The organism is Variovorax sp. YR266 (assembly GCF_900107295.1).
In the GTDB taxonomy this organism is placed as follows: domain Bacteria; phylum Pseudomonadota; class Gammaproteobacteria; order Burkholderiales; family Burkholderiaceae_C; genus Variovorax.
This window is the reverse complement of sequence record NZ_FNPM01000003.1, coordinates 253,816-278,180: the sequence shown is the minus strand read 5'-3', so window position 1 is coordinate 278,180 and position 24,365 is coordinate 253,816. Positions and strand designations below refer to the sequence as shown.

At 68.3% G+C, this 24,365-nt stretch carries 24 protein-coding genes; 9 read left to right on the top strand and 15 right to left on the bottom strand.

Annotated features, from left to right (window positions below):
• The first annotated feature begins 17 nt into the window (after positions 1-17).
• Positions 18-1,487: an MATE family efflux transporter gene (locus BLW48_RS10470; RefSeq protein ID WP_093174488.1), complete on the top strand. Its 1,470-nt coding sequence runs from the start codon at positions 18-20 to the stop codon at positions 1,485-1,487.
• On the opposite strand, the gene dbpA is transcribed toward BLW48_RS10470, so the two are convergent.
• The 4 genes from dbpA to BLW48_RS10450 all read right to left on the bottom strand — a co-directional run bounded on the left by dbpA (position 1,453) and on the right by BLW48_RS10450 (position 5,233).
• Entirely contained in the window at positions 1,453-2,904 is a 1,452-nt protein-coding gene (gene dbpA, locus BLW48_RS10465) for an ATP-dependent RNA helicase DbpA (RefSeq protein WP_093076324.1), read from the bottom strand. The two genes, BLW48_RS10470 and dbpA, sit on opposite strands and share 35 nt — an antisense overlap.
• Positions 2,905-2,991: 87 nt before the next feature.
• On the bottom strand, positions 2,992-3,264 hold the full coding sequence (infA, locus tag BLW48_RS10460; protein ID WP_015867950.1) for a translation initiation factor IF-1: 273 nt from the start codon (positions 3,262-3,264) through the stop codon (positions 2,992-2,994).
• A 58-nt stretch (positions 3,265-3,322) separates the two neighbouring features.
• Complete coding sequence (locus BLW48_RS10455; protein WP_093055166.1) at positions 3,323-3,583, bottom strand: hypothetical protein; 261 nt, start codon at positions 3,581-3,583, stop codon at positions 3,323-3,325.
• Positions 3,584-3,973: 390 nt separating this feature from the next.
• The gene (locus BLW48_RS10450) at positions 3,974-5,233 is read right to left on the bottom strand and encodes an MFS transporter (RefSeq protein ID WP_093174486.1); all 1,260 of its coding nucleotides are present in this window, start codon (positions 5,231-5,233) and stop codon (positions 3,974-3,976) included.
• A gap of 84 nt (positions 5,234-5,317) precedes the next feature.
• Here BLW48_RS10450 and BLW48_RS10445 point away from each other — a divergent pair, with 84 nt between their 5' ends.
• A complete protein-coding gene (locus BLW48_RS10445) occupies positions 5,318-6,796 on the top strand; it encodes a MocR-like pyridoxine biosynthesis transcription factor PdxR (protein ID WP_093174484.1) in 1,479 nt (492 codons plus the stop codon).
• Positions 6,797-6,803: 7 nt separating this feature from the next.
• Here BLW48_RS10445 and BLW48_RS10440 read toward each other — a convergent pair whose 3' ends face one another.
• Positions 6,804-7,280: an Lrp/AsnC family transcriptional regulator gene (locus BLW48_RS10440; RefSeq protein ID WP_093055172.1), complete on the bottom strand. Its 477-nt coding sequence runs from the start codon at positions 7,278-7,280 to the stop codon at positions 6,804-6,806.
• Positions 7,281-7,396: 116 nt separating this feature from the next.
• Here BLW48_RS10440 and BLW48_RS10435 point away from each other — a divergent pair, with 116 nt between their 5' ends.
• Positions 7,397-8,695 (top strand): aspartate aminotransferase family protein, encoded by a 1,299-nt coding sequence (locus BLW48_RS10435; RefSeq protein WP_093174482.1) that lies wholly within the window; start codon positions 7,397-7,399, stop codon positions 8,693-8,695.
• 9 nt (positions 8,696-8,704) lie between these two features.
• On the opposite strand, the gene BLW48_RS10430 is transcribed toward BLW48_RS10435, so the two are convergent.
• Positions 8,705-9,760 carry a sugar phosphate isomerase/epimerase family protein gene (locus tag BLW48_RS10430; RefSeq protein ID WP_093174480.1) on the bottom strand — a complete coding sequence of 352 codons (1,056 nt, stop codon included), beginning with the start codon at positions 9,758-9,760 and terminating at the stop codon, positions 8,705-8,707.
• Between the two features lie 140 nt (positions 9,761-9,900).
• Between BLW48_RS10430 and BLW48_RS10425 the strand changes: the two genes are divergently transcribed.
• Complete coding sequence (locus BLW48_RS10425) at positions 9,901-10,782, top strand: gamma-glutamyl-gamma-aminobutyrate hydrolase family protein (protein WP_093055178.1); 882 nt, start codon at positions 9,901-9,903, stop codon at positions 10,780-10,782.
• A 14-nt stretch (positions 10,783-10,796) separates the two neighbouring features.
• Here BLW48_RS10425 and BLW48_RS10420 read toward each other — a convergent pair whose 3' ends face one another.
• Entirely contained in the window at positions 10,797-10,985 is a 189-nt protein-coding gene (locus tag BLW48_RS10420; protein WP_093055180.1) for a hypothetical protein, read from the bottom strand.
• Positions 10,986-11,030: 45 nt separating this feature from the next.
• Positions 11,031-12,008: a LysR family transcriptional regulator gene (locus BLW48_RS10415; protein WP_256330748.1), complete on the bottom strand. Its 978-nt coding sequence runs from the start codon at positions 12,006-12,008 to the stop codon at positions 11,031-11,033.
• A gap of 92 nt (positions 12,009-12,100) precedes the next feature.
• Here BLW48_RS10415 and BLW48_RS10410 point away from each other — a divergent pair, with 92 nt between their 5' ends.
• The gene (locus tag BLW48_RS10410) at positions 12,101-12,958 is read left to right on the top strand and encodes an oxidoreductase (RefSeq protein WP_093174908.1); all 858 of its coding nucleotides are present in this window, start codon (positions 12,101-12,103) and stop codon (positions 12,956-12,958) included.
• Positions 12,959-12,973: 15 nt separating this feature from the next.
• On the opposite strand, the gene BLW48_RS10405 is transcribed toward BLW48_RS10410, so the two are convergent.
• Positions 12,974-13,846, bottom strand: coding sequence for an N-formylglutamate amidohydrolase (locus BLW48_RS10405; protein WP_093076317.1), 873 nt, complete (start codon positions 13,844-13,846; stop codon positions 12,974-12,976).
• Between the two features lie 13 nt (positions 13,847-13,859).
• Positions 13,860-14,822, bottom strand: a complete 963-nt coding sequence (locus BLW48_RS10400; protein ID WP_093055184.1) for a tripartite tricarboxylate transporter substrate binding protein BugE — start codon at positions 14,820-14,822, stop codon at positions 13,860-13,862.
• A 124-nt stretch (positions 14,823-14,946) separates the two neighbouring features.
• Here BLW48_RS10400 and BLW48_RS10395 point away from each other — a divergent pair, with 124 nt between their 5' ends.
• On the top strand, positions 14,947-15,867 hold the full coding sequence (locus tag BLW48_RS10395) for a LysR substrate-binding domain-containing protein (RefSeq protein WP_093055186.1): 921 nt from the start codon (positions 14,947-14,949) through the stop codon (positions 15,865-15,867).
• 18 nt (positions 15,868-15,885) lie between these two features.
• On the opposite strand, the gene BLW48_RS10390 is transcribed toward BLW48_RS10395, so the two are convergent.
• Together BLW48_RS10390 and BLW48_RS10385 are read right to left on the bottom strand one after the other, a co-directional pair.
• Positions 15,886-16,872, bottom strand: coding sequence for a tripartite tricarboxylate transporter substrate binding protein (locus BLW48_RS10390; RefSeq protein WP_093174478.1), 987 nt, complete (start codon positions 16,870-16,872; stop codon positions 15,886-15,888).
• Between the two features lie 3 nt (positions 16,873-16,875).
• Positions 16,876-19,839: a DNA topoisomerase III gene (locus BLW48_RS10385; RefSeq protein WP_093174476.1), complete on the bottom strand. Its 2,964-nt coding sequence runs from the start codon at positions 19,837-19,839 to the stop codon at positions 16,876-16,878.
• A gap of 85 nt (positions 19,840-19,924) precedes the next feature.
• On the opposite strand from BLW48_RS10385, the gene BLW48_RS10380 reads away from it, so the two are divergent.
• The 3 genes from BLW48_RS10380 to BLW48_RS10370 are packed head-to-tail and all read left to right on the top strand — an operon-like array spanning position 19,925 to position 21,584.
• Positions 19,925-20,563 carry an SET domain-containing protein gene (locus tag BLW48_RS10380; protein WP_093055192.1) on the top strand — a complete coding sequence of 213 codons (639 nt, stop codon included), beginning with the start codon at positions 19,925-19,927 and terminating at the stop codon, positions 20,561-20,563.
• A 2-nt stretch (positions 20,564-20,565) separates the two neighbouring features.
• Positions 20,566-21,381, top strand: a complete 816-nt coding sequence (locus BLW48_RS10375; RefSeq protein WP_093076309.1) for a biotin--[acetyl-CoA-carboxylase] ligase — start codon at positions 20,566-20,568, stop codon at positions 21,379-21,381.
• A 5-nt stretch (positions 21,382-21,386) separates the two neighbouring features.
• On the top strand, positions 21,387-21,584 hold the full coding sequence (locus BLW48_RS10370; RefSeq protein ID WP_093055196.1) for a sporulation protein: 198 nt from the start codon (positions 21,387-21,389) through the stop codon (positions 21,582-21,584).
• Positions 21,585-21,597: 13 nt separating this feature from the next.
• Here the strand turns inward: BLW48_RS10370 and BLW48_RS10365 are convergent, their stop codons facing one another.
• From BLW48_RS10365 to BLW48_RS10355, 3 genes are all read right to left on the bottom strand, one after another.
• Positions 21,598-23,040: a sensor histidine kinase gene (locus BLW48_RS10365; RefSeq protein ID WP_093055198.1), complete on the bottom strand. Its 1,443-nt coding sequence runs from the start codon at positions 23,038-23,040 to the stop codon at positions 21,598-21,600.
• A 55-nt stretch (positions 23,041-23,095) separates the two neighbouring features.
• Positions 23,096-23,767, bottom strand: a complete 672-nt coding sequence (locus BLW48_RS10360) for a response regulator transcription factor (protein WP_093055200.1) — start codon at positions 23,765-23,767, stop codon at positions 23,096-23,098.
• A gap of 63 nt (positions 23,768-23,830) precedes the next feature.
• On the bottom strand, positions 23,831-24,316 hold the full coding sequence (locus BLW48_RS10355) for a MarR family winged helix-turn-helix transcriptional regulator (RefSeq protein ID WP_093055202.1): 486 nt from the start codon (positions 24,314-24,316) through the stop codon (positions 23,831-23,833).
• Positions 24,317-24,365: the final 49 nt, after the last annotated feature.

The following is a 24,365-nucleotide window of genomic DNA, read 5'->3' as shown; positions in this document are numbered from 1 at the left end:
CACATCGAGAATTTCACATGCCAATAGCCGAAACAACCGGCGGTGTCGAGCGCGCGCGCTTCGTTTCGGGGTCGCTGCTGCGGCATGTCTGCGTGATGGCGGGCACGGGGGCCATCGGACTGATCGCGGTGTTCGCGGTCGACCTGATCAACCTGTTCTACATCTCGCTGCTCGGGGAGAAAGCGACGGCCGCGGCGGTCGGCTTCGCGGGCGTGGTGGGGTTCTTTCATGCGTCGCTGTGCATCGGGTTGACCATCGGCATCGCGGCGGTGGTGTCACGCACGGTGGGGGCGGGACGCACCGAAGACGCGCGGCGCATCGGCACCTCGAGCCTCGTGCTGATGACGGCGGTGTCGGTAGTGGTGGGCACGGGCACGGCCTTCTTCCTGCACCCAGCGCTGCAGGCGCTCGGCGCCGAGGGCGAGACGGCGCGGCTCGCGCAGCGATACCTCTCGGTGACGGTGCACACGCTGCCCCTGCTGGGCATCGGCATGGCGACTTCCGCGCTGCTGCGTTCGATCGGCGACGCACGCCGCGCGATGACGGTGACGCTCGCGGCCGCCTTCGTGACGGCGGTGCTCGACCCGATATTGATCTTCGGCTTCGGGCTGGGGCTCGACGGCGCGGCCATCAGCGCGGTGGTCTCGCGCATGGTGCTGGCGGCCATCGGGCTGCATGGCGTGATGGTGAAGCACCGCATGCTCGGGCGCTTCGATGCGCGGCAGTTGGCCGACGACGCGCGCGCGCTCGGCATGGTGGCCGGGCCGGCTGTGCTGACCAATCTTGCGACGCCCGTGGGCGCGGCCTTCGTGACGCATGCGGTCGCGCAGTTCGGGCCGTCGGCGGTGGCGGGCGCGGCCACCATCGACCGGCTGACGCCGGTGGCCTTCGGGCTGGTCTACGCGCTCAGCGGCGCGGTCGGGCCGATCCTTGCGCAGAACCTGGGCGCAGGGCAGTATCGCCGCGTGCAGGAGGGGCTGCGCGACAGCCTGCTGTTCATGGTGGCGTCGGTGGCCGTGGCGTGGCTGGTGCTGGCACTGGGCCAAGGCGTGCTGATTCGCGCGTTCTCGGCCGACGGGCTGGCGGCGGAGCTGATCTCGCTGTTCTGCAGCTGGCTGGCCGCGAGCTTCTTCTTTGCGGGCGGGCTGTTCGTGGCGAATGCGTCGTTCAACAACCTCGGGCATCCGCTGTTGTCGACGGCGTTCAACTGGGGGCGCGCCACGCTGGGCACGATTCCGTTCGCCTGGTGGGGCTCGCACTACGGCGCGGCCGGCGTGCTGATCGGGCAGGCCGTGGGCTCGTCGATCTTCGGCTTGCTGGCGGTGGTGGTGGCGTTCCGGCTGGCCGCGAAGCTGGCGCGGCAGGAGGCGCCCGATGCGGCACCGGCACCGGTGCTCGACGCACCGGTGGCGCCTACGTCGGCGCTCGTCACGCCGCAGCCTGCTGCGGCTGCTACAGGTCCTGCAGCGTCAGCAGCCGCACCTTGACCGACTTGCCCTTCACGCGGCCGCTGGACAGCTTGCGCGCCGCCTCTTCGGCAATGGCGCGGTCCACCGCCACGTAGGTCGAGAACTCGTTGACGTTGATCTTGCCGACCTGGTCCTTCGCGTAGCCGCAGTCGCCCGTGAGCGCGCCCAGCACGTCGCCGGCGCGGATCTTTTCCTTGCGCCCGCCGACGATCTGCAGCGTGGCCATCGGCGGCTGCAGCGGCGCGCCCTTGCCCGGCGTGAGCTCGGCCAGTTCGTGCCATTCGGACTCGCGGCCCTGCAGCTGCTCGATCTTTCCGACGCTGCCCATCTCGTTCATGCTGGCGAGGTTCAGCGCCAAGCCCTCGGCGTCACCCGACTGGCCCACGCGGCCGGTGCGGCCGATGCGGTGGATGTGGATTTCCGAATCGGGCGTCACGTCGACGTTGATTACCGCTTCGAGCTGCGCAATGTCGAGCCCGCGCGCCGCCACGTCGGTTGCCACCAGCACCGAGCAGCTGCGGTTGGAGAACTGCACCAGCACCTGGTCGCGCTCGCGCTGCTCCAGTTCGCCGAACAGCGCCAGCGCACTGAAGCCCTGGGCCTGCAGCACCTCGACGAGGTCGCGGCACTGCTGCTTGGTGTTGCAGAAGGCCAGCGTGCTCACGGGGCGGAAATGATCGAGCAGCAGGCTCACGGTGTGCAGCCGCTCGCTGTCCTTCACCTGGTACCAGCGCTGGCGGATCTTGCTGCCTTCATGCTGGGCCTGCACCGTGATCTGCTCGGGGTTCTTCATGAACTGCTGCGCGAGCTTGGCGATGCCTTCGGGATACGTGGCCGAGAACAGCAGCGTCTGGCGTTCCTTCGGGCACTGGCGCGCCACCTTCACGATGTCGTCGAAGAAGCCCATGTCCAGCATGCGGTCGGCTTCGTCGAGCACCAGCGTGTTGAGCGCCGAGAGGTCGAGGTTGCCGCGCTCCAGGTGGTCCATCAGGCGGCCGGGCGTGCCGACCACGATGTGGGCGCCGTGCTCCAGGCTGGCGATCTGCCCGCGCAGTGCGACGCCGCCGCAGAGCGTGACGACCTTGATGTTTTCCTCTGCGCGCGCGAGGCGGCGGATTTCGGTCGTGACCTGGTCGGCCAGCTCGCGCGTCGGGCACAGCACCATCGACTGCACCGCGAAGCGGCGGGGGTTCAGGTTGGAGAGCAGCGCCAGGGCGAAGGCGGCGGTCTTGCCGCTGCCGGTCTTGGCCTGGGCGATCAGGTCCTTGCCGAGCAGCGCCGGCGGCAGGCTGGCCGCCTGGATCGGCGTCATCTGCGTGTAGCCGAGCTGCGTGAGGTTGGCCAGCATCTGGGGCGAGAGCGCCAGCGCGGCGAAGCCGTTGTCGGCAGGGGCCTGGGCTTGCGGGCCGCCGGCTGTGGGATTGGGTGTGGTCATCGTTCAGCAGCCGGACAGACGCACGAATGACAAAGGCCTTGCCGGCGCCCGTCGCGGGGCGCCGCAAGGCCTTTCGTCAGTCGCGGATCAGCGGCGGGGTGCGTTGTTGTTGCCGGAGTTGGTCGGCGGCGGGCCGCGACGTTCCAGGTGACGGAAGGTGATACGGCCCTTGGTCAGGTCGTAGGGCGAGAGTTCGAGCGACACCTTGTCACCCGCCAGGATGCGGATGTGGTGCTTGCGCATCTTGCCGCCGCTGTAGGCGATCAGCTGATGGCCGTTGTCCAGCGTGACGCGGTAGCGCGAGTCGGGCAGGACTTCGGTCACTGCGCCGTTCATTTCGATCAGTTCTTCCTTGGGCATGTGTGGTTACCTCTGAATCGTTCGATGTGTGTTGGAGATGGAATTGGGCGTAATTGTTTCAGCCCGCGCACGGAAGCGCGAGAGGGGCATTGCGGGGAGCGCGTTCGCGCACCCAGCCGAGGCCCTGGTCGATGGCGTAGCCGACGGCGGCTGCGTGGCTGGCAAAGCGCGGCGTGAAGCGCATCACGCGGTCGTGCATGCCGCTGCCGTGGCCGGAGCGGATCGAGACGGAAGCGGCGTAATTGCCGTCGTCCTGGTGTCGAATGAGCGGGGAAACAAGGTACTTGCCCACCGCGATACTGTGTTGAATGATGTCCATGAAGCCTTGGCACGCCGCGCGGATACAAAGCGCGAAGTGCCTGAAAAATAATTGAAAACGGGCATGGGCCGGCCGGAATGGCGCGGCGGACGCGCTATTCGCTTCAACAGGAACGAAGGCAGTGGTGGCAATCATGGGCGCCCGGTCTGGCGCTCCAACACACTGTGAAAGCCGGCTTGGGAGTGAGAGGCCTGAATAATCCAAGGACAGTGCAGGTCAGCCGGCGGTATTGACGAAATTCTTCGTCGTGGTATCGAAACGAACTCGACATTATAGCTTGCGGGGCATGACAATTGCCGGTCTTAAAAACAACGATCCCATGAAAAAGGCCCCGAAGGGCCGTGACTGGAGAGTTGTTTGCTATCAAAAGTATAGTTATTCAGCGGCCGATCAAGCCGTAGCAGCCGCTGCCAGCGCCGAACCGGCCGTCCGCGCCTTGTGCGCCGCGCGTAACAGCAGCATCAATCCCGCGAACTGGAAGGCCGCCCCCACCCAGCCCACCGCGCTGACGCCGACCAGCTCGATCGCCGCGCCGCCGGACACCGAGCCCGCCGCAATGCCGAGGTAGATCGCCGAGGCATTGAGCGACAGCGTCATCGGTGCGCGCTCCGGTGCCAGCCGGATCAGCCGCACCGCCTGCGCCGGCCCGAAGCCCCAGCCCGCGAAGGCCCACAGCGCCGACAGCCCCACGATCAGCGGCAGCGCCAGGCCGCGCGGCAGCATCTGCGCCGAGAAAGACAGCCCGCCAAGGATCACCACCAGCATCAGCGCGAAGCCCTGCGCCGTGCGGTTGGCGCCGAGGCGGTCGGTGGCCCAGCCACCGGCGGCGGTGCCGATGGCCGCCGCCACGCCGATGGCGAAGAACATCGCGCCCACGGCCTCGGTGCCGAAGCCCAGCGTGGCCGAGAGGAATGGCGCGATGTAGGTATAGAAGCTGAAGCCGCCAGTGGTCCACAGCATGGTGGTCAGCAGCGCCGGCAGCACGCCTGGCACGCGGGCCACTGCAAAGGCCGGTGTGCCCTTCGTGGCGGCGGCTGCGACGACCGGCACCAGCCCCAGTTGGCGCGGCAGTCCGAGCGCGAGACCCCAGGTGGCGAGCGCCGCCACCGCCGCGATCAGCAGGTAGGCCGTGCGCCAGCCGCCCCAGCCCGCGATCCACGCACCCAGCGGCACGCCGAGCGCGACCGCCACCGTGCCGCCGCCGGTCACGATGGCCAGCGCCCGGCCGCGCAGCGCGGGCGACACCATCGCGGCCGCCACGGCGCTCGCGGTCGGCAGGAACACGCCGGCCACCAGCCCCAACGCGACCCGCGCCAGCGCCAGCTGCGCAAAGCCGTGCGCCATCGACGCCGCCAGCGTCAGCGCCGAGAAGGCCGCGAGGCTGGCAATCAGCAGCTGCCGGCGCCCGAAGCGCGCCAGCAGCGCCGCCATCACCGGCGAGCCGATGGCGTAGCTCAGCGCGAACAGCAGCACCAGTTGCCCGGCCCGCGCGGCGCTGATCTGCAGGTCGGCCGCCAGCACCGGCAGCAGCCCCACGACCATGAAGCTTTCGGTGCCGAGGGCGAAGGCGCCCAGCGCGAGCCAGCCCAGGCTCAGCGGCAGGCGTTCGGTTGCCGGTTGCTGTTGCGATGTCGAGAGATCCGTGTTCATGAAGGACTCCGTGGCAAGTGTGTTCAAGGCCTCCAGAATAGGTTTGCAATTGGCTCTTCAAAAGAACCACAATCGGCGAAGTTCATGGAGCCAATTTTCGAACTCGCCATCCGCCTGCCGGGAGCCGGCTCGCGTGATCTGCTGCGCGAGGTGCACCGCCAGCTGCGCAGCGCCATCCTCGACGGCCGGCTGCAGCCCGGCGCACGCCTGCCCGCCACGCGCGCGCTGGCGCTGCGGCTGGGCGTGTCGCGCAACACCATGCTCGCGGCCTACGACCTGCTGCTGAGCGAGGGCTACCTGCTGGCGCGCCCCGGCGCCGGCACCTACGTGGCGGACACGCTGCCGGCATCCCGGCGCGGCCGCAGCACGAAGGCCTCGACGGCCAAGCGCGACCCCCGGCTGGTGCCGCTGAACGTTCCTGGCGCCGACCTCGCCCCCACGCTGCAGCCGCAGCCCGCGCGCGACGACTTCCGCGTCGGCCTGCCCGACGTGAGCGTCTTTCCCTTCGACATCTGGCGCCGCCTGAGCGACCGCGCGCTGCGCCGCGTCGCGCGGCAGACGGCCGACTACGCCGACCCGCAAGGCCAGGGCGCGCTGCGCGAGGCCATCGCGAAGCACGTGTCCTTCACCCGCGCGGTCGGCTGCACCGCCGACGACATCGTGGTCACGGCCGGCGCACAACAGGCCTTCGGGCTGCTCGCGCGCATCCTCGTCGTGCCGGGGCGCACGGTGGTTGCGGTCGAGCAGCTGTTCTATCCCTCGCTGCGCGAAGCCATGCTGGCCGCGGGCGCGAGAGTGATGACGGTGCCGACCGATGGCGAGGGCCTGTGCGTGGACCGCATTCCGCCCGAGGCGCGCGTGGTCTGCGTGACGCCCTCGCACCAGTTCCCCACCGGCGTCGCGATGTCGCCGCAGCGCCGCGCCGCCCTGCTGGCCTTCGCGCGGGCGCGCAACGCTGTCGTCGTCGAGGACGACTACGACAGCGAATTCCGCTTCGCCGGCCGCCCGCTCGATGCACTGCAGACGCTGGACCGCGCCGAGTCGGTCTTCTACATCGGCACCTTTTCCAAGAGCCTGTTTCCCGCCTTGCGCCTTGGCTTCGTGGTGACGCCGCCGTGGGCGCGCGCGGCGCTGGTGCGGGCGCGCGAGCTGGCCGACTGGCACGGCCCGGTGCTCGGCCAGGAGGCGCTCGCCGCCTTCATCGCCGAAGGGCACCTGGCGCGCCACATCCGCAAGATGCGCAAGATCTACGGCGCGCGGCGCACCGTGCTGCTCGATGCGCTGGCACGCCACTGCGCGGGCAGGCTCGAAGCGATTCCTTCAGATGCGGGCCTGCACCTGTCGGCCTGGCTGCACGGCGATACGCGCGACCACACTGTGGTCGAACGCGCGGCCGCGGCCGGCATCACGCTGCCGCCGCTGTCGCGCTATGCGCTCGACCCGAACGCGCCCGGCGCGCCTGACGTACCTGAATTGCAAAAAAATGGCCTCGCCTTCGGCTACGGCCTGGTCGCCGAGCCGCAGATCGACGGCGCCATCCAGCGGCTGGCGCGCCTGCTGTAGCGCAGGCCTACGCCCTGTCCAGCGGCAGCTGCGTCGTGAACTTGGTGGTCGACAGCACGATGTCGCTCGAATAGTTCTCCAGGGCCAGCGCGTCGCCCAGCTGCTCCTGCGCGAAGGCCTGGTAGTCGGGCAGCGAGCGCGCGCAGATCACGAGCACGAAATCGGTCTCGCCGGCCACGCAGTGGCATTGCAGCACCTGCGGCAGCGCGTGCACCTTGCGCTCAAAGGCCCGGAACGCCTCGCGCGTGGTGCTGCGCAGCGAGACGCGCGAGATCACCAGCACCGGAAAGCCGACGCGCGCGGCATCGAGGATCGCGACCTCCTCGCGGATCACGCCCGCGCGCCGCAGCCGCTGCACCCGCTTGAGACAGGCCGAGGGCGAGAGGTTCACACGCTCTGCCAGCGTCTGGTTCTGCAGGCCCGCATCGGCCTGCAGTTCGGCCAGGATGCATTGGTCGATGCGGTCGAGGGTGCCGGTTTTCATGCCGCCAGTGTGGCGCAACCAGGATGCAATCGGCTTCGTTTCAAGGCCCCTACAACGACAGCCGATTTCCCGACCGATGGCTACGCTGGCCGCATCCCCACGACAAGGAGCATTCAATGGGCCAGGACACAGGCTACGACCCCACGGTCGCCCGGCATCTCATTCGCTACGGCATGGGCCTGAGCCCGCACGTCATCGTCAAGGCGCGGGGCGCCACGCTGTGGGACCAGCACGGCCGCGAGATCCTCGACTTCACCTCGGGCCAGATGTGCGCCACCATCGGCCACAACCACCCGCGCATCGTTGCCGCCATGCACAAGGCCTGCGAGGGCGCGCTGCACCTGTACAGCGGCTTCGTCGGGCCGGCCGTGCTCGGGTTGGCCGAGCGGCTGGCCTCGATGCTGCCGCCGCAGCTGTCGAAATCGATCTTCCTCTCGACCGGCGGCGAGGCCAACGAGGCGGCGGCGCGCATGGCGCGCGTGGCCACCGGGCGCTACGAGATCGTGGGCCTGAACGGCGGCTGGCACGGCGTGACCGGCGGCATGGCCGGGCTCACCTTCGCGGGCAGGCAGCACGTCGACTACGGGCCGCGCAAGCCCGGCACGATGTCGATCCCGCCGCCCAACTGCTTTCGCTGCCCCATCAGGCATTGCCGCGATGCCTGCGACAGCACCTGCCTGGACGTCGGCTTCGACATGGTCGATGCACAGTCCAGCGGCTCGCTGGCCGCCTTCATTGCCGAGCCGGTGCAAAGCTCGGGCGGCGTGATCGTGCCGCCAGATGGCTACCTGCCCAAGCTCAAGGCCAAGTGCCAGGAACGCGGCATGCTGCTGATCCTGGACGAGGCCCAGACCGCCTTCGGCCGCATGGGCAGCAACTTCGCTTTCGAGCAGTTCGGCGTGGTGCCCGACATCCTCACGGTATCGAAGACGCTGGGCGGCGGCGTGGCCATCGGCGCGGCGATCACCAGCGAGGCGATCGAGCAGGAGTGCCACGACAAGGGCTTCGTGCACGTCACCTCGCATGTGTCCGACCCGCTGCCGGCCGAGGTTGCGCTGGCCGTGCTCGACGTGCTGGAAGAAGAAAAGCTCAACGCCCGCGCCAACGAGATGGGCCTGCGGCTGCGCCACGGACTGGAGACGCTGCAGGCGCGCCACGAGCTGATCGGCGACGTGCGCGGCCACGGGCTGCTGCAGGGCGTCGAGCTCGTGAAAGACCGCGAAACCCGCGAGCCCGATGCCGAGCGCGGCCGGGCCATCACCGATGCGTGCATGGCGCGCGGCCTCAGCATGAACATCGTGTCGGTCGGCGGCATGGCCGCGGTGTGGCGCATTGCGCCGCCGCTGACCGTGATGCCCGCGGAGATCGATCGCGGCCTGGAGATCCTCGACGACGTGATCCGGTCGGTGAGCTAGCTAGCCGGCTCAGCCGATCCCGAGCATCCGCTTGTTTGCGGCCACGTCGACCCCGCCCGCGGCGAAGTCGTCGAAGGCCCGGTCGGCCACGCGGATGATGTGGTCGGCGATGAACTTCGCGCCTTCGCGCGCGCCGTCTTCGGGGTGCTTGATGCAGCACTCCCACTCCAGCACCGCCCAGCCCGGGAAGTCGTACTGCGCCATCTTCGAGAAGATGGCCTTGAAGTTCACCTGCCCGTCGCCCAGTGAACGGAAGCGCCCTGCCCGGTTGATCCAGCTCTGGAAGCCGCCGTACACGCCCTGCTTGCCGGTCGGGTTGAACTCGGCGTCCTTCACGTGAAAGATCTTGATGCGCTCGTGGTAGTGGTCGATGTAGGCCAGGTAGTCGAGCTGCTGCAGCATGAAGTGGCTCGGGTCGTACAGCAGGCAGGCGCGCGGGTGGTTGTTCACGCGCTCCAAAAACATCTCGTAGCTCACGCCGTCGTGCAGGTCTTCGCCGGGGTGGATCTCGTAGCCCACGTCCACGCCCACGGCGTCAAAGGCGTCGAGGATCGGCCGCCAGCGGCGTGCAAGTTCGTCGAAGGCTTCCTCGATCAGGCCCGGCGGACGCGGCGGCCACGAGTAGAGGTACGGCCAGGCCAGCGCGCCCGAGAAGGTCGCGTGCGCCTTGAGCCCGAGGTTGGCCGAGGCCTTTGCCGCAAAGTGCAGTTGCTCGACGGCCCACTGCTGGCGCCGTACCGGATCGCCGCGCACCTCGGGCGCCGCGAAACCGTCGAAGCCCGCGTCGTAGGCCGGATGCACCGCCACCAGCTGGCCCTGCAGGTGGGTCGAGAGCTCGGTGATCTCCAGGCCGTGCTTTGCCAGCGTGCCCTTCACCTCGTCGCAGTAGGTTTTGCTTTCGGCGGCGCGCTGAAGGTCGAACAGGCGGGCATCCCAGCTCGGGATCTGCACGCCCTTGTAGCCCAGCCCGGCGGCCCAGCCGGCGATGCCGTCGAGCGTGTTGAACGGCGCGGTGTCTCCCGCGAACTGGGCCAGAAAGATGGCGGGGCCCTTGATCGTTTTCATCGGCTTGTCTTCCTTATTCGTTGGGGCAGCGTTGAAAGCATACTTGGCGTGTCGTCCGACCCCGTGCGAGAGGCCAACGAGCCAAAATGGACTTTCCTTTTCGCATCAATCGCCCGGTTCCCACCGACGACAGTCCCGCGATGACACAACCTGTTTCCGCTCGGCTCAAGATCGGCCTGTCCGCCTGCTTCTCGCACGCCGACCCGGCCCGCTCGCTCTTCACCAACAAGACGCTGCAGTACGTCGAGCAATCGATCGCGCATTGGCTCATGTCCGCCGGCGCCATGGTGGTGATGGTGCCCTGCCCCACCGGCGAAACCGCGCGCGGCGACACCAAGCTGTCGCACTACGCCGAATGGCTCGATGGCGTGGTCATGCACGGCGGCGCCGACGTCTGGCCCGGCAGCTACGGCGAGGTGCCGCTGAAGGACGCGTGGATCGGCGACCAGATCCGCGACCTCTACGACCTCGCGCTGGTCGAAGCCTTCGAGCAGGCCGGCAAGCCTATCTTCGGCGTGTGCCGCGGGCTGCAGCTCATCAACGTGGCCTTTGGCGGCACGCTCTACCAGGACATCGAGGCCCAGCACGAGGGCGGCCTGCGCCACCGCGACCCGGTGACCTACGACCAGAACTTCCACGAGATCGAACTGGTTCAAGGTACGCGGCTGTCGAAGCTCTACCCGCAGGTGGAGAAGGCGCGCGTCAACAGCATCCACCACCAGGGCATCAAGGGCCTCGCGCCGGGTTTCGAGATCGAGGCCTGGAGCCTGCCCGACCGCGTGCCCGAGGCCATCCGCCGCCGCCCCGACAAGGGCCGCAGCTACATCGCCGCGACCCAGTGGCACCCCGAATTCCACAAGTACGGCAGCACCGAGACGGTCGACGACACGCCGATCCTGCATGACTTCCTGTGGGCCTGCGCCACCGCGAAGGTCGCGCCGAAGGTGCCGCCGCGCTCCAGCTCCGGCAAGATCCGCGACCGCGCTGCGCGCGTGCTGCGCCAGGCGCTGCTGCGCCGCTAGGCGGCGCGCACTGATCAGCGCGACGACTTGTTCGTCGTGCCGCTGACGCTGGCGTCGATGGTGCCGAACACTGTGACGCCGCTGCCGCCGGTCGCGCCCGATGTATTGGCGCCGCTGCTGGCCGGGGCCGAACCCGTGCCTGCGCAGCCCGACACCAGCGCGCCCATTGCGATCGCGAATACAGCAGCAATGATTGGCTTCACTGGAAACTCCAAGAGATGGTTTGGTTGACGGTTGTTGCCGGCTCACTATAGGCCGCCGGCCCGCTCGCCCTGTAACAACACACCCGGCGCCGACAAGGTTGTTTCGCGCAGCCAGTCGATCAGCGCGCGCAGCTTGGGCGGCACGCGCCTGCGGTCGGGGTAGTACAGCGTCAGGTCGGGCAGCGGCGTGGTCCAGTCGGCCAGCAGCTGCACCAGCCGGCCGTCGGCTACGTGGCGCTCGGTGTAGCTGCTGATCAGGTTGGCGATGCCGATGCCGTCGACCGCAGCGTCGAGCATCACGGCCACGTCGTTCATCACGAGGCGGCCGCTCACCGCGAGCGTCATGGCCTCCCCGTCTTTCTCGAACTCCCACCGCTCCAGCAGGCCCGAGCTCTCGAAGCGAAAGCCGATGCAGTCGTGCGCCAGCAGTTCGCGCGGGTGCACCGGCGTGCCGCGTTCGGCCAGGTAGCGCGGCGCGGCGACGATGCTGTTGGCCAGCGGCCCGCCGACCTTCACCGCCACCATGTCGCGCTCGACCATGCCGCCGAAGCGGATGCCGGCGTCGAAGCCCCGGCCCACGATATCGACCAGCGCGCTGTCGATCGACACCTCCACGTCGATCTGCGGATAGGCCCGCAGGAAGCCCCCGAGCGCCGGCTGCAGCACGAACAGGTAGGCCGCGCGAGGCACCGTGAGCCGCAGCAGGCCCGCGGGCCGCTCGGCGCTGTCGCTCAGCTCGTCGGAGGCCGAGGCCAGCTCCTGCACCGCCGGGCGGATGCGTTCCAGAAAGCGGGCACCGGCTTCGGTGAGATTCACGCTGCGCGTGGTGCGGTTGAACAGCGGCACGCCCATGCGCTTTTCGAGCAGCCGCACCGCCTGGCTCACGGCCGAGGGCGAGACGCCCAGCCGCACCGCCGCGGCCGAAAAGCCGCGTGTTTCGGCCACGGCTACGAAGGTGACGAGTCCGTCTAGCTGGTCCTGGCGCATGGGTGGAATCCGGTTGATCTTGAAGAAAACCTTCAAGGTGCTTCGTCGATTGGGTGGATTATCAAAGCGATGCGGCGCGCGCACAGTCAGGCCATCGGTTCTTCCATCCACCCTTCAAGGACATCGCCATGACGGTTTCTTCTTCTCCCAGGACCTGGTTCATCACCGGCGTCAGCAGCGGCTTCGGCCGCGCGCTGGCGCAGGAGGCGCTGGCCGCCGGCCACCGCGTGGTCGGCACGCTGCGCAACGAGGCCGCGCGCGCCGAGTTCGATGTGCTGCAGCCCGGCCGCTCCTTCGGCTGCCTGCTCGACGTGACGCACGACGCCGAAGTGGCCCGCGTGGTGGCCGAGGTCGAAGCCTCGGTCGGCCCGATCGACGTGCTGGTCAACAACGCCGGCTACGGCCACGAAGGCACTGTCGAGGAATCGTCGCTCGACGAGCTGCGCCAGCAGTTCGAGGTGAACGTGTTCGGCGCGGTGGCCGTCGCCAAGGCGGTGCTGCCCTTCATGCGGGCGCGCCGGCGCGGCCACATCCTCAACATCACGTCGATGGGCGGCATCGTGACCTTTCCGGGGCTGGGCTACTACCACGGCAGCAAGTTCGCGCTCGAGGGCATCTCGGAGACGCTGGGCAAGGAGGTGGCGAGCTTCGGCATCCACGTGACTGCCGTGGAGCCCGGCGGCTTCCGCACCGACTGGGCGGGCCGCTCGATGGTGCGCGCACCGCAGACCATTGCCGACTACGCGCCGGTGATGGGCCCGGTGCGCGAGCGGCGGCTGGCGCGCAGCGGCAAGCAGGACGGCGATCCGGTGAAGGCGGCGCGCGCGATGATCCAGGTCACCGAGGCTGTGAATCCGCCCGCACACTTGCTGCTCGGCCCCGACGCGGTGAAAGTGGTGCGCGAGAAGCTCGGCGCGCTGCAGGAGGAGATCAAGGCGTGGGAGGCGCTGTCGGTGTCGACCGACTTCACGCCCGCCGGCGCCTGATCGAGCTGCAAAGGATCAGCGCGGGTCCGTGGCCAGCAGCATTTCGACCATCGAGCGCAGATGGCCCTGCAGCCGCGCCGCGCCGGCCTCGTCGAGCGCCAGCGTGGCCTCGTCCATGTACAGCTTGCGGTTGATCTCGACCTGGATGCTGTGCCGGTGTTCGGCAGGCTTGCCGTGCCGGCGCACCAGTTCCACGCCCTTGTACGGGTGGTTGTAGTCCACGCTGTAGCCGAAGGCGCGCAGGTGCTCGCAGATCTTCTGCGACAGCGCCGGATCGGCCGTGCTGCCGTCGCGGTCGCCGATCACGAAGTCGGCATGCGCCAGGCCCGGAAAGTCCGTCGCGTGGCTGGCCGCGATGGCCGGCATCGAGTGGCAGTTGATGTGGATGCTGTAGCCGTGACGCGCATGCGCCTCGGCTACAGCCTGCGCCACCGCCGCGTGGTACGGCCGCCAGCAGGTGTCGATGCGCTGGCGCACCTCGTCCACCGGGAGCTGGCGGTCGTAGATAGGCAGGCCTTCGTCGGTGAGCTTCCAGATCAGGCCCTTGCCCAGGCGCACCTTCGACAGCACGCGCGGGTCGGTGGAAACCGGATCGGTCCAGGAGCCGTCGAGCATCGTGGTGTCGATCTCGGTCGTGTCGCGGTTGGCGTCGAGATAGCTGCGCGGAAAGTGCGCCTCGATCCAGGCCGCGCCCATGGCGGGCGCGAAGGCGTAGAGCTTCTCGACGTGCGTGTCCTCGGCGCGGCGCAGGGTGGCCAGGTCGCGCACCGTGCGGAAGTCTTCCGGGTAGACGGTGCCGCTGTGCGGGGAGTCAAGCACCAGCGGGGTATGCCCGGCGACGCTCGTCACCTGGGCGCGGGTTTGGATCAGTTTCAGAACAGGATGCATAGGCAGGTGTCGGTCAGTCCAATCGGATGCGGGCGAATTCGGCCACCTTCTTCATCTTCTCGATCTCACCCGCGATCTGCTTCGTGAACTCGGCAGGCGTGGTGCCCGAGGCATACAGCCCCTGCAGCGCAAGGCGCTCGCGCACCGCGTGGTCCTTCAGCGCAGTGGCCACGGCCTGCTGCATGCGCAGCGCAATCTCCGCCGGCGTGCCGGCGGGTGCGACCATGCCGAACCACGAAGGATCGTTGTTGACCGGATAGCCCAGCTCGCCATACGTCGGCACCTCGGGCAGCACGTCGAGCCGGCCGCTCCAGGACACGGCCAGCGCCTTCAGCTTGCCCGACTTCACATGCGGCAGCGACGAGGCCACCTGGTCGAAGTACACCGGCACCTGGCCCGCGAGCACGTCGTTGATGGCCGGGCCCGCACCGCGGTAGGGGATGTGCACCATCGAGGTTCCGGTGCTGCTCTTGAACAGCTCGCCCCACATGTGGCCGATGGTGCCGTTGCCCGGCGTGGCGTACGACACCTTGCCGGGGTTGGCCTTCAGGTACTTCACCAGCTCCGCGAAGCTGCCGACCGGCAGCACGGACGGGTTGATGACGATCACGCCCGGCGCCTTCACCAGCTCGGTCACGGCGACGAAACCCTTGATTGGGTCGTAGGGCAGCTTCTGGTACACGGCCGGGTTCACGCCGTGGGTGGACAGCGTGGCCACGCCGAAGGTCAGGCCGTCGGGCGTGGCGCGTGCCAGCTCGGCCATGCCGATGGAGCCGCCCGCGCCGGCGCGGTTGTCGATCACCACGGGCTGCTGGAGGATCTTGCCGAGGGGCTCGCCGAGCACGCGCGCCGTGATGTCGGTGGCGCCGCCGGGCGGGAACGGCACGACGAGGCGAATCGGCTTGCCCTGGGCGAAGGATATTCCTGGCACGACGGAAGCAGCGGCCAGGGTGGAAATGAAGTGACGACGTAGCATGGGTTTCTTCCAATGAAACAGAGAGTGATGGAGCGATTCGCTGCATTACCTGAAGCAAAGGATAGACCAGCTAACATTCCGATCTGGAATGTTTTAATGGGCATCCCGCCATGTCACTCCGCCCATGTCACTGCGCCGTCTCAACCCGCCCCTGAACCTGCTGCGCGCCTTCTCGACCGTCGTGCGCTTCGGCGGCGTCTCGCGCGCGGCCGAGGCGCTGCACCTCACGCAGGGCGCGGTCAGCAAGCAGGTGCAGGAGCTCGAACGCTGGATCGGCGCGCCGCTGTTCGAGCGCAGCCGCAAGCGCCTGGCGCTCACGCCGGCCGGCGAGCGCTACGAGAAGGCGGTGCGTGCCACGCTCGCGCAACTGGAGGCGGCCACGCTGGAGCTCATTACCAGCGGCGACGGCGGCGGCGCGCTGCATCTGTCCGCCCTGCCCACCTTCGGCGCCAAGTGGCTGATTCCGCGGCTGCCCGACTTTCAGCGCGCGCATCCGCAGATCACGCTGCATTTCGTGCCCTTCGTGCATGGCTATGACTTCGAGCGGCCCGAGCTCGACTGCGCCATTCTTTTCGGCGACGGCCACTGGCCCGGCGCCCGCTCGCACTACCTCGCCGGACAGGACGTGGCACTGATCGCCCCGCGCGCCGCGCAGGCCGAGGTGGCCATCCGCACGCCGCAGGACGTGGCGCGCTGCACGCTGCTTCGCCACGTGAGCGTGCCGCAGTCGTGGCTGCAGTGGAGCGAGGCGCATGGCGTGCGGGGGCTCGATCCGCTGGCGGGCCCGCAGTTCGACCAGTTCCAGACCATGATCCGTGCAGTGATGGTCGGCATGGGCGTGGCGCTGGTGCCGCGCTGCCTGGTGCAGGACGAAATCGCTTCCGGGCTTGTGGACGAGCCCTTGCCCGGCGGCGGCTACCGCGGCAACGAGGGCTACTGGTTCTGCTACCCGGAAGGGCGCGGCCAGTTGGCCACGCTCGATCATTTCCGCAGCTGGCTGCTCGCGGAGGTGGATCGCGGCAAAGAGGCGCAGGCGCCTGCTTGATGCCTGCTTAATGCCTGCTTACTCGGGCTTCGCGCCCGAGGCCTTCACCGCCGCGCCCCACACCCCGATCTCGCTCGCCACGAAGCGGTCGAACTCGGCCGGCGTCGTGGGTGCGGGCTCGGAGCCGCGCTCGCGGATGAAGCGCGCCATCTGCTCGCTCTTCAGGATGTCCGTCACTTCACGATTGAGCCGCTCGACGATGTCGGCCGGCGTGCCGCGCGGTGCCATCAGGCCGAGCCAGCCCACGGCCTCGAAGTTCTTGGTGCCTGCCACGCCGCTTTCGCGCACGGTGGGCACGTCGGGCAGTTGCGACGAGCGCGTGGCCGAGGTGACGGCCAGCGCCACCGCCCTGCCCGACTTGATGTGCGGCAGCGCGGCCGTCACCGAGTCGACCATCAGCGGCACCTGGTTGCCCAGGAAGTCCGACTGCGCCGGCCCGCTCCCCCGGTACGGAATGTGCGTGATGAACACATGCGCCGCCGACTTGTACATCTCGCCCGACAGATGCTGCGTGCCGCCGATGCCGGCGCTCGCGTAGCTCAGCCGGCCGGGCTCTGCCTTGGCGCGCGCCGTGAGTTCGGCCAGCGTGCGGATGCCGCTCTCGGGCGTTGCAAGAAACACCAGCGGCACCTTCGCGATCAGCGAGATGCCCGTCAGGTCCTTGCGCGGGTCGAAGCCCGGCTTGGCATAGAGCGTCTGGTTCACCGCCATCGCGCTGCCGGCCACCACCAGCGTGTAGCCGTCGGGCTGCGAGCGCACCACGAACTCGGTGCCGATGTTGCTGCCGGCACCGGCCTTGTTGTCGATGATCACCGGCTGGCCCAGCCGCTTGCCGAGCTGCTCGGCGAGCGCGCGGGCGAAGATGTCGGTGGCCTGCCCCGGCGGAAAGGGCACGACCAGCTTGACCGGCTTGTCGGGCCACGCGGCGGCGTGGGCCAGGCCCGCGCCGCCCAGCAGCGCGACGGCCATCGCAACAACGCTTGCGCCGAAGTGTCTGCGCCGCATGGCTCAGGGCGCCGAGAGGTGCTTGCCCACGATGCCCGCGAGTTCGAACATCGTCACCTGGTCCTTGCCGAACACCGGCTTGAGCTTGGCATCGGCATTGATCGCGCGCTTGTTGGCCGCGTCCTGCAGGCCGTTGGCCTTGATGTAGTCCCACAGCTTCTTGATGACCTCGGTGCGCGCCACCGGTTCGGCGCCGATCACCGCGGCCAGCGAATCGCTGGGCTTCAGGCCCGCGCCGGGCTTGCGCGGTGCCGCGGCCTTCTTCGCTGCCGGTGCCTTCTTGGCGGCGGGCGTCTTCTTCGCAGCAACCTTCTTGGCCGCAGCCGTCTTGCCCGCGGGCGCGGCCTTGCCGAAGGTCTTGCGCGGCGGGAACTTGCTGCCGCCCTCGCGCGGCGCGAACTCGAAGGTCACCTTGCCCTCTTCGGCGTTCCACGTCAGGAAGGCCTTGAAGGCGCGGCGCGTGCGCATGCTCACGAACTTGTCGAGCAGGTCGGTCTTGCCGGTGGCGAGCAGCTTTTCCATCTGCGCGCGTTCCACCGGCTGCTGCAGGATGATCTTGCCGGTCTTGAAGGTGCAGCTCGGCGTGGGCTGCGCATTGGTCGGCACCGACTTCTCGCAGACGTAGTTGCTGCCGTGCTCGAACACCGGCGCGCCGCACACCGGGCACGGGCCCACGGTGTCCTGCTCGCTGAAGTCGACGATCTCGCCGCTGTCTTCGTTCTTGTCGTCGCCGAAGTCGAACTCCAGCTTCCAGTTTTTCGCTTCTTCGTCGTACTTGATGACGATCTCGGAGGTGAAGGGCCAGCCGGCCTTGGAGCGGAAGCCTTCCAGCGGGCCGATGTGCTTGTCGCGCAGCAGCGCCTCGGCCTCGGCCACCTCGAAGGTCCGCCCGGCCGGCGACTTGCCGAACGAGAAGCCGCAGGCGTCCTCGCCGGTGCCGCTCTTGCCGGTGCAGGCGTAGCGGCGGTAGTTTTCGCGCACGATGCCGCCGCAATTGGGGCACGGCGTCTGCAGGGTCGCGTAGTCGCCCGGCACGGTGTCGCGGTCGTATTCCTTGGCCTTCTTGACGATGTGCTCGGTCATCGCCGCAATCTCGCGCATGAAGGCGTCGCGGCTGAGCGCGCCCTTCTCCATCTGCGCGAGCTTGTATTCCCACTCGCCGGTCAGCTCGGCCTTGGAGAGTTCTTCCACGCCGAGGCCGCGCAGCAGCGTCATGAGCTGGAAGGCCTTGGCCGTGGGAATCAGCTCGCGGCCTTCGCGCAGCATGTACTTCTCGGTGATCAGGCCTTCGATGGTGGCCGCGCGCGTGGCTGGCGTGCCGAGGCCCTTCTCCTGCATGGCCTCGCGCAGCTCGTCGTCGTCGATGGTCTTGCCCGCGCCTTCCATCGCGCCGAGCAGCGTGGCTTCGGAGTAGCGCGCCGGCGGGCGCGTCTTCAGGCCCTTGATGTCGGCCGACTCGGTGTTCACGATCTCGCCCGGCTTCACCGGCACGAGGCGCTTGCCGTCCTTGTCGTCTTCCTTTTCGTCGTCCTGTGCTTCCTTGCCGTAGATGGCGAGCCAGCCCGGCTTCACCAGCACCTTGCCGTCGGTGCGGAAGGGATACTTCTTGCCGCCCTGCTCCACCGTGCTGATGCGCGTGGTCACCTGGTGCTCGGCGCTCGGGAAGAACACAGACATGAAGCGGCGCACCACGAAGTCATAGAGCTTCTGCTCGGCATCGCTCAGGCCGCTGGGCGCCTGCAGCGTCGGGATGATGGCGAAGTGATCCGACACCTTGGCGTTGTCGAAGATGCGCTTGTTGGGCTTGACGTAGTTGCCGTCGACCGCCTGCTGCGCGAACGGCGCCAGGTGCTTCATGCCGCTCGTGGCGAGCATGCCCATGGTCTGCTTGACCACCGGCAGATAGTCTTCCGGCAGCGCGCGCGAATCGGTACGCGGGTAGGTCAGCGCCTTGTGGCGTTCGTACAGGCTCTGTGCCAGCGCGAGCGTGGTCTTGGCGCTGAAGCCGAAGCGGCCGTTGGCCTCGCGCTGCAGCGAGGTCAGGTCGAACAGCGCGGGCGAGGCCTGCGTGGTGGGCTTGCTCTCTTCCGTCACCGTGGCGGGCTTGCCGCGCGAGGCGTCGGCGATGGCGCGGGCTTCCTGCTCGTTCCACACGCGGTCGGCGCGCTGTTCGGAGTCGGGCTCGCCGTTGGCCAGGAGCGGCGCGTTGGCCTTCTTCCAGTCGGGGTTGAACCACTTGCCCGGGTACTCGCCGGCCTCGGCCGCGAAGCTGCCGTGGATTTCCCAGTAGTCGCGCGAGACGAACTTGCGGATCTGCTCCTCGCGCTCCACAACGACGGAGAGAGTCGGCGTCTGCACGCGGCCCACGGTCGTGAGGAAGAAGCCGCCGTCGCGCGAATTGAACGCGGTCATGGCGCGCGTGCCGTTGATGCCCACCAGCCAGTCGGCCTCCGAGCGCGAGCGCGCGGCGTCGGCCAGGCCCTGCATCTGCTTTTCGGTGCGCAGCGCGTCGAAGCCGTCGCGAATGGCCTGCGGCGTCATCGACTGCAGCCACAGGCGCTTGACCGGCTTGTGAAGGCCCGCCTTGCCGCCGGCGTATTGCTCGATCAGGCGGAAGATCAGTTCGCCCTCGCGGCCCGCGTCGCAGGCGTTGATGAGCTGCGTCACGTCCTTGCGCTTGGCCTGCTTGACCACGGCGTTCAGGCGCGTCTTCGTCTTGTCGACTGGCTTGAGGTCGAAATGAGGCGGGATCACCGGCAGGTTGGCAAAGCTCCATTTGCCTCGCTTGACGTCGAACTCCTCGGGCGCCTGGATTTCGACCAGGTGACCGACAGCGCTGGTCACGACATAGGTGTCGTTCTCGAAATGCTCGTCATGTTTGTCGAATTTCCCTGCAACCGGCGTGAGGGCACGGACGATGTCCTGTGCCACCGACGGCTTTTCTGCGATTACCAAAGTCTTTGTCATCTAAGGGCTCTCTATACTCTGCGGCTTCCCGCGTGCGCACGCGCACACGCGCATGTGTGCATATTCAAACTAACAGACTTCGGCGATGCCTTCCAAATCCCCACTTTCCGCCGGTCGCCGAATCCAGACGCGGCGCTCGAATGTCCATGGCAACGGCGTGTTCGCCGTGCAGGACCTGGCCGAGGGCGAAACGCTGATCGAATACAAGGGCGAAGTCATCAACTGGAAGGAGGCGCTGCGTCGCCATCCGCATGACCCGGCCCAGCCGAATCACACCTTCTACTTTCACATCGACGACGGGCGTGTGATCGACGGCAACGTCAAGGGCAACGCCGCCCGCTGGATCAACCACTCGTGCGAGCCGAACTGCGAAGCCGACGAGGTCGATGGGCGCGTTTATATCAAGGCGCTGCGCAACATCTCCGCCGGCGAAGAGCTCAACTACGACTACGGCCTGATCATCGATGAGCCGTACACGCCGAAGCTTCTGTCCGAATTTCCTTGCTGGTGCGGCTCGGAGCAGTGCCGCGGCACGCTGCTGACGCCCAAGGACGATGAGGACGAAAAGAAGAAAAAGAAGAAAAAGAAGAAGGCTGAAAAGAAAAAGGCCGAGAAGAAAGAAGCCAGGAAGGCGGAAAAGAAGGCCGACAAAAAAGCCGAGAAGAAATCCGAAAAGAAGGCGGAGAAAAAATCCGCCAAGAAGGAAAAGTCCGCCGAGGACTGACCATGAGCAGCAGCACCTCGGCCGCCTGGTTCGAAGACCGGATCGCCGCGTCGGTCGCTCCGCTGCTGCCCGGCTTCGCGGTCGAGGCCGTGGCCGAAATCGATTCCACCAACACCGAGCTGATGCGCCGCGCGCGCGCCGGCCGCATCGAGCCCGTGCTGCTCGTGGCCGAGCGCCAGACCGCGGGGCGCGGCCGTCTCGGGCGGCCCTGGCAGAGCGCGCCGCAGCAGGAAGAATCGGCCTCGTTGACCTTCTCGCTCGGCCTGCCTCTGGCGCCTGCCGACTGGTCGGGCCTGTCGCTCGCCGTTGGTGTCAGCGTGGCCGAAAGCCTCGATCCCTCGGGCGCACACAAGGTCGGCCTCAAGTGGCCCAACGACGTGTGGGTGAACGACTGCAAGCTGGTCGGCATCCTCATCGAAACCGCGCTGCCGTCCGCCGGCCGCGCCGATGCGCCGCGCTATCTCGTGATCGGCATCGGTATCAACATCGGCGCGCGTGAAGGCGACGGCATGCGTACGCCACCGGCTTGGCTGCGCCAGTGGCACCCTGAGGCCACTGCGCCCGAAGTGCTGCGCGAACTGGCCGAGCCGCTGGTGCGCAGCGTGCTCGAATTCGAGGCTAGGGGCTTTGCGTCCTTCGCCGAGCGCTTTGCCGCACGCGACGTGCTGCGGGGCCGCGAAGTGGTGCTCAGCGACGGCACCGCCGGCCTGTGCGAAGGCGTGGCCTGGGGTGGCGAGCTGCAGGTGCGCACCGACGCCGGCCTGCAGCTGATTTCCAGCGACGAAGTGAGCGTACGCCCTCGCGGCATGACCCTCTGACACGTATGAAGCTGCGCCTGCTCCTCATCGTCCTGCTGCTGGCCAACGCCGGCTATTTCTTGTGGGCGCGCGGCGATCTTGCCGGCTTCGGCCTGGCTCCGGCCGCGCTCAACGAGCGAGAGCCGCAGCGCATGTCGCGCCAGATCCACCCCGAGTGGCTGCAGATCCGCAAGGAAGCGAAGCCGGGCGCGCCTGCGCCCTGACTTCCCTGGTCAATCAAGGTGCCGCTTCGCCCTCGAAGCGCACCGTGAACAGCGCGCCCGGCGGCTGCTTGCCGGGATGCGCATCTTCCAGCTTCACCTGCGCGCGGTGCTGGTTCGCAATCTCCAGCACGATCGGCAGCCCCAGCCCCGAACCGTCGGCCTCGTTGCCGAGCACGCGGTAGAAGGGCTCGAACACCAGCTCGCGGTCGACCTCGGCGATGCCGGGGCCGTTGTCCTCCACCTGCAGCAGCAGCACGTGGCCGAAGGGGTCGGCCAGCACGCGCACGGTGATCAGGCCAGGGCGCTCCGGCGTCGAGGGCGTGTAGTTGATCGCGTTGTCGACCAGGTTGCGCACCAGCTCCTTCAGCAGCGTCGCGTTGCCGTCGAACATCACGCCCGGTGCGCCCGCTTCCGCGCCGTCGTAGCCCAGGTCGATACGCTTCTCGATTGCGCGCGGCACGGCCTCGCGCACCACCTCGATGGTGAGCTTCGCCAGATCGCAGGGCTGGTGGTGCGCATTGGCGCTGTTGCCTTCGGCGCGCGCCAGCGACAGCAGCTGGTTCACCGTGTGCGTGGCGCGCTTGCTCGCGCGGCCGATCTGCTTGAGCGATTGCTTGAGCTCGTCGGCATTGGCGCCTTCGCGCTGCGCCAGGTCGGCCTGCATGCGCAGGCCCGCGAGCGGCGTCTTCAGCTGGTGCGCCGCGTCGGCCAGAAAGCGCTTCTGCGTGCCGATCGAATCGTTGAGCTTGTCGAGCAGTTCATTCACCGACGACACCAGCGGCACCACTTCCAGCGGGACCGACGATTCGTCGAGCGGGCTCAGGTCGCCCGGGCGCCGCTCGCGGATGCGCGCCTCCACCACCGACAGCGGCTTGATGCCGCGCACCAGCGCCAGCCAGATCAGCAGCACTGCCAGCGGCAGGATGGCGAACTGCGGCAGCAGCACGCCCTTGATGATCTCGGCCGCCAGCACCGACTGCTTCTCACGCGTCTCGGCCAGCTGCAGCAGCGTGGGCGGCACGTCGTCGGTGCCGCTGGCGATCCACATCGAGGCCACGCGCACTTCCTTGCCATGCAGGGCGCTGTTGTGCAGGAACACCTGGCCGGCCGGCAGCGGCTCGTCGAGGCCGGGCATCGGAATGTCGCGCTCGCCGCTCAGCAGCGTGTCGTGGCCGTCGAGCAGCTGGTAGTACACGTGGCCGGCGTCGTCGGCCCGCAGGATCTCGCGCGCCGATTGCGACAGCACGAACTGCGTATGCCCTTCCTTCACCGTCACCAGTTCGGCCAGGGCCTTCACGTTGTGTTCGAGCGCGCGGTCGAAGGGCGCGTTGGCAATGCCCTGCGCCACCAGCCAGGTGACGCCGATGCTCACCGGCACCAGCAGCAGCAGCGGCGTGAGCATCCAGTCGAGGATCTCGCCGAAAAGCGAGCGCTGCGCACGCTGAAAGAGCTTCATCGCGCCGAGTCCTCCGGCGTGCCGCCGCCCGCGCGTGGCGGCTGCCGCGTCGTCGTCACTGGATCTTTTCGAGGCAGTAGCCCAGCCCGCGCACCGTCGCGATGCGCACCGGCCCCTTCTCGATCTTCTTGCGCAGGCGGTGGATGTAGACCTCGATGGCGTTGAGGCTCACCTCCTCGCCCCATTCGCACAGTCGGTCGACCAGCTGGTCCTTGCTCACCAGCCGGCCGGCGCGCTGCAGCAGCACTTCGAGCAGCCCCAGTTCGCGCGCCGACAGCTCGATCATCTTGCCGTCGATGGTGGCCACGCGGCCGGCCTGGTCGTACACCAGCGGGCCGTGGCGGATGGCGTTGCTGGTGGTGCCCATGCCGCGCCGCGTGAGAGCGCGCACGCGCGCTTCGAGCTCCTGCAGGCTGAAGGGCTTGGCCATGTAGTCGTCGGCGCCGTGGTCCAGGCCCTTGACGCGTTCCTCGACGCTGTCGGCCGCGGTGAGCACCAGCACCGGCAGCTGCGAGCCGCGCGCGCGCAGGCGCTTGAGAATCTCGATGCCGTGCAGGCTGGGCAGCCCGAGGTCGAGGATCAGCAGGTCGAACTCGTCGTGCGTCATGAGCGCGGTGTCGGCCTGCGAGCCGTTCGCCACGTGGTCGACCGCCGCGCCCGAGGTGCGCAGGCTGCGCAGCAGGGCATCGGCCAGCACCTGGTCGTCTTCGGCAATCAGAATCCGCATGCGTCACCTCCAGCCCGTTCGGGCGCCAAACCGGCGCCGTTCACATTTGTCTCTGGGGCGAGTCTAGCCCGCTGTGTAGGCTTCCAGTCCGATGGTTACCACGGTGGCGATCTCGTCGCCGACGCTGCTTCGGAACTCGCTCTCGGCCTGCGTCACCGCGCTGCGGAAGGCGTCTAGCCAGGCAAGCCCGTCGGCGGTGAAGAGCACGCGCCGCGCCCGCGCGTCGAGCGGATCGGGCCCGCGCGTGACCAGCCCCCAGGCCTCGCACTGGTCGACCAGCGCCCCCATTGCCTGCTTGGTCATGCCCGCGCGCTCGGCCAGTTCCGTGAGGCGCGAGCCCTCGCGCGCCAGGTGCCGCGTGATGTGGATGTGCGCCGCGCTCACCTGCGCGCGCGCCGCGAGGTTCGACAGCGCCAGCGGCACGTCGACGTCGTGCGCCATCAGCTCCAGCACGCGCTCGTCGAAGCGACGCATGGCGTGGCCGAGCAGGCGGCCCAGGTGGGTCTGGCGCCAGGCATCGGGGTCGGTCGGGAAAGCAGCTTCGGCCATGGCGGTAAATGGTAAAGCAAACTGACCAAAAAATGGGTTTGCGCCAACC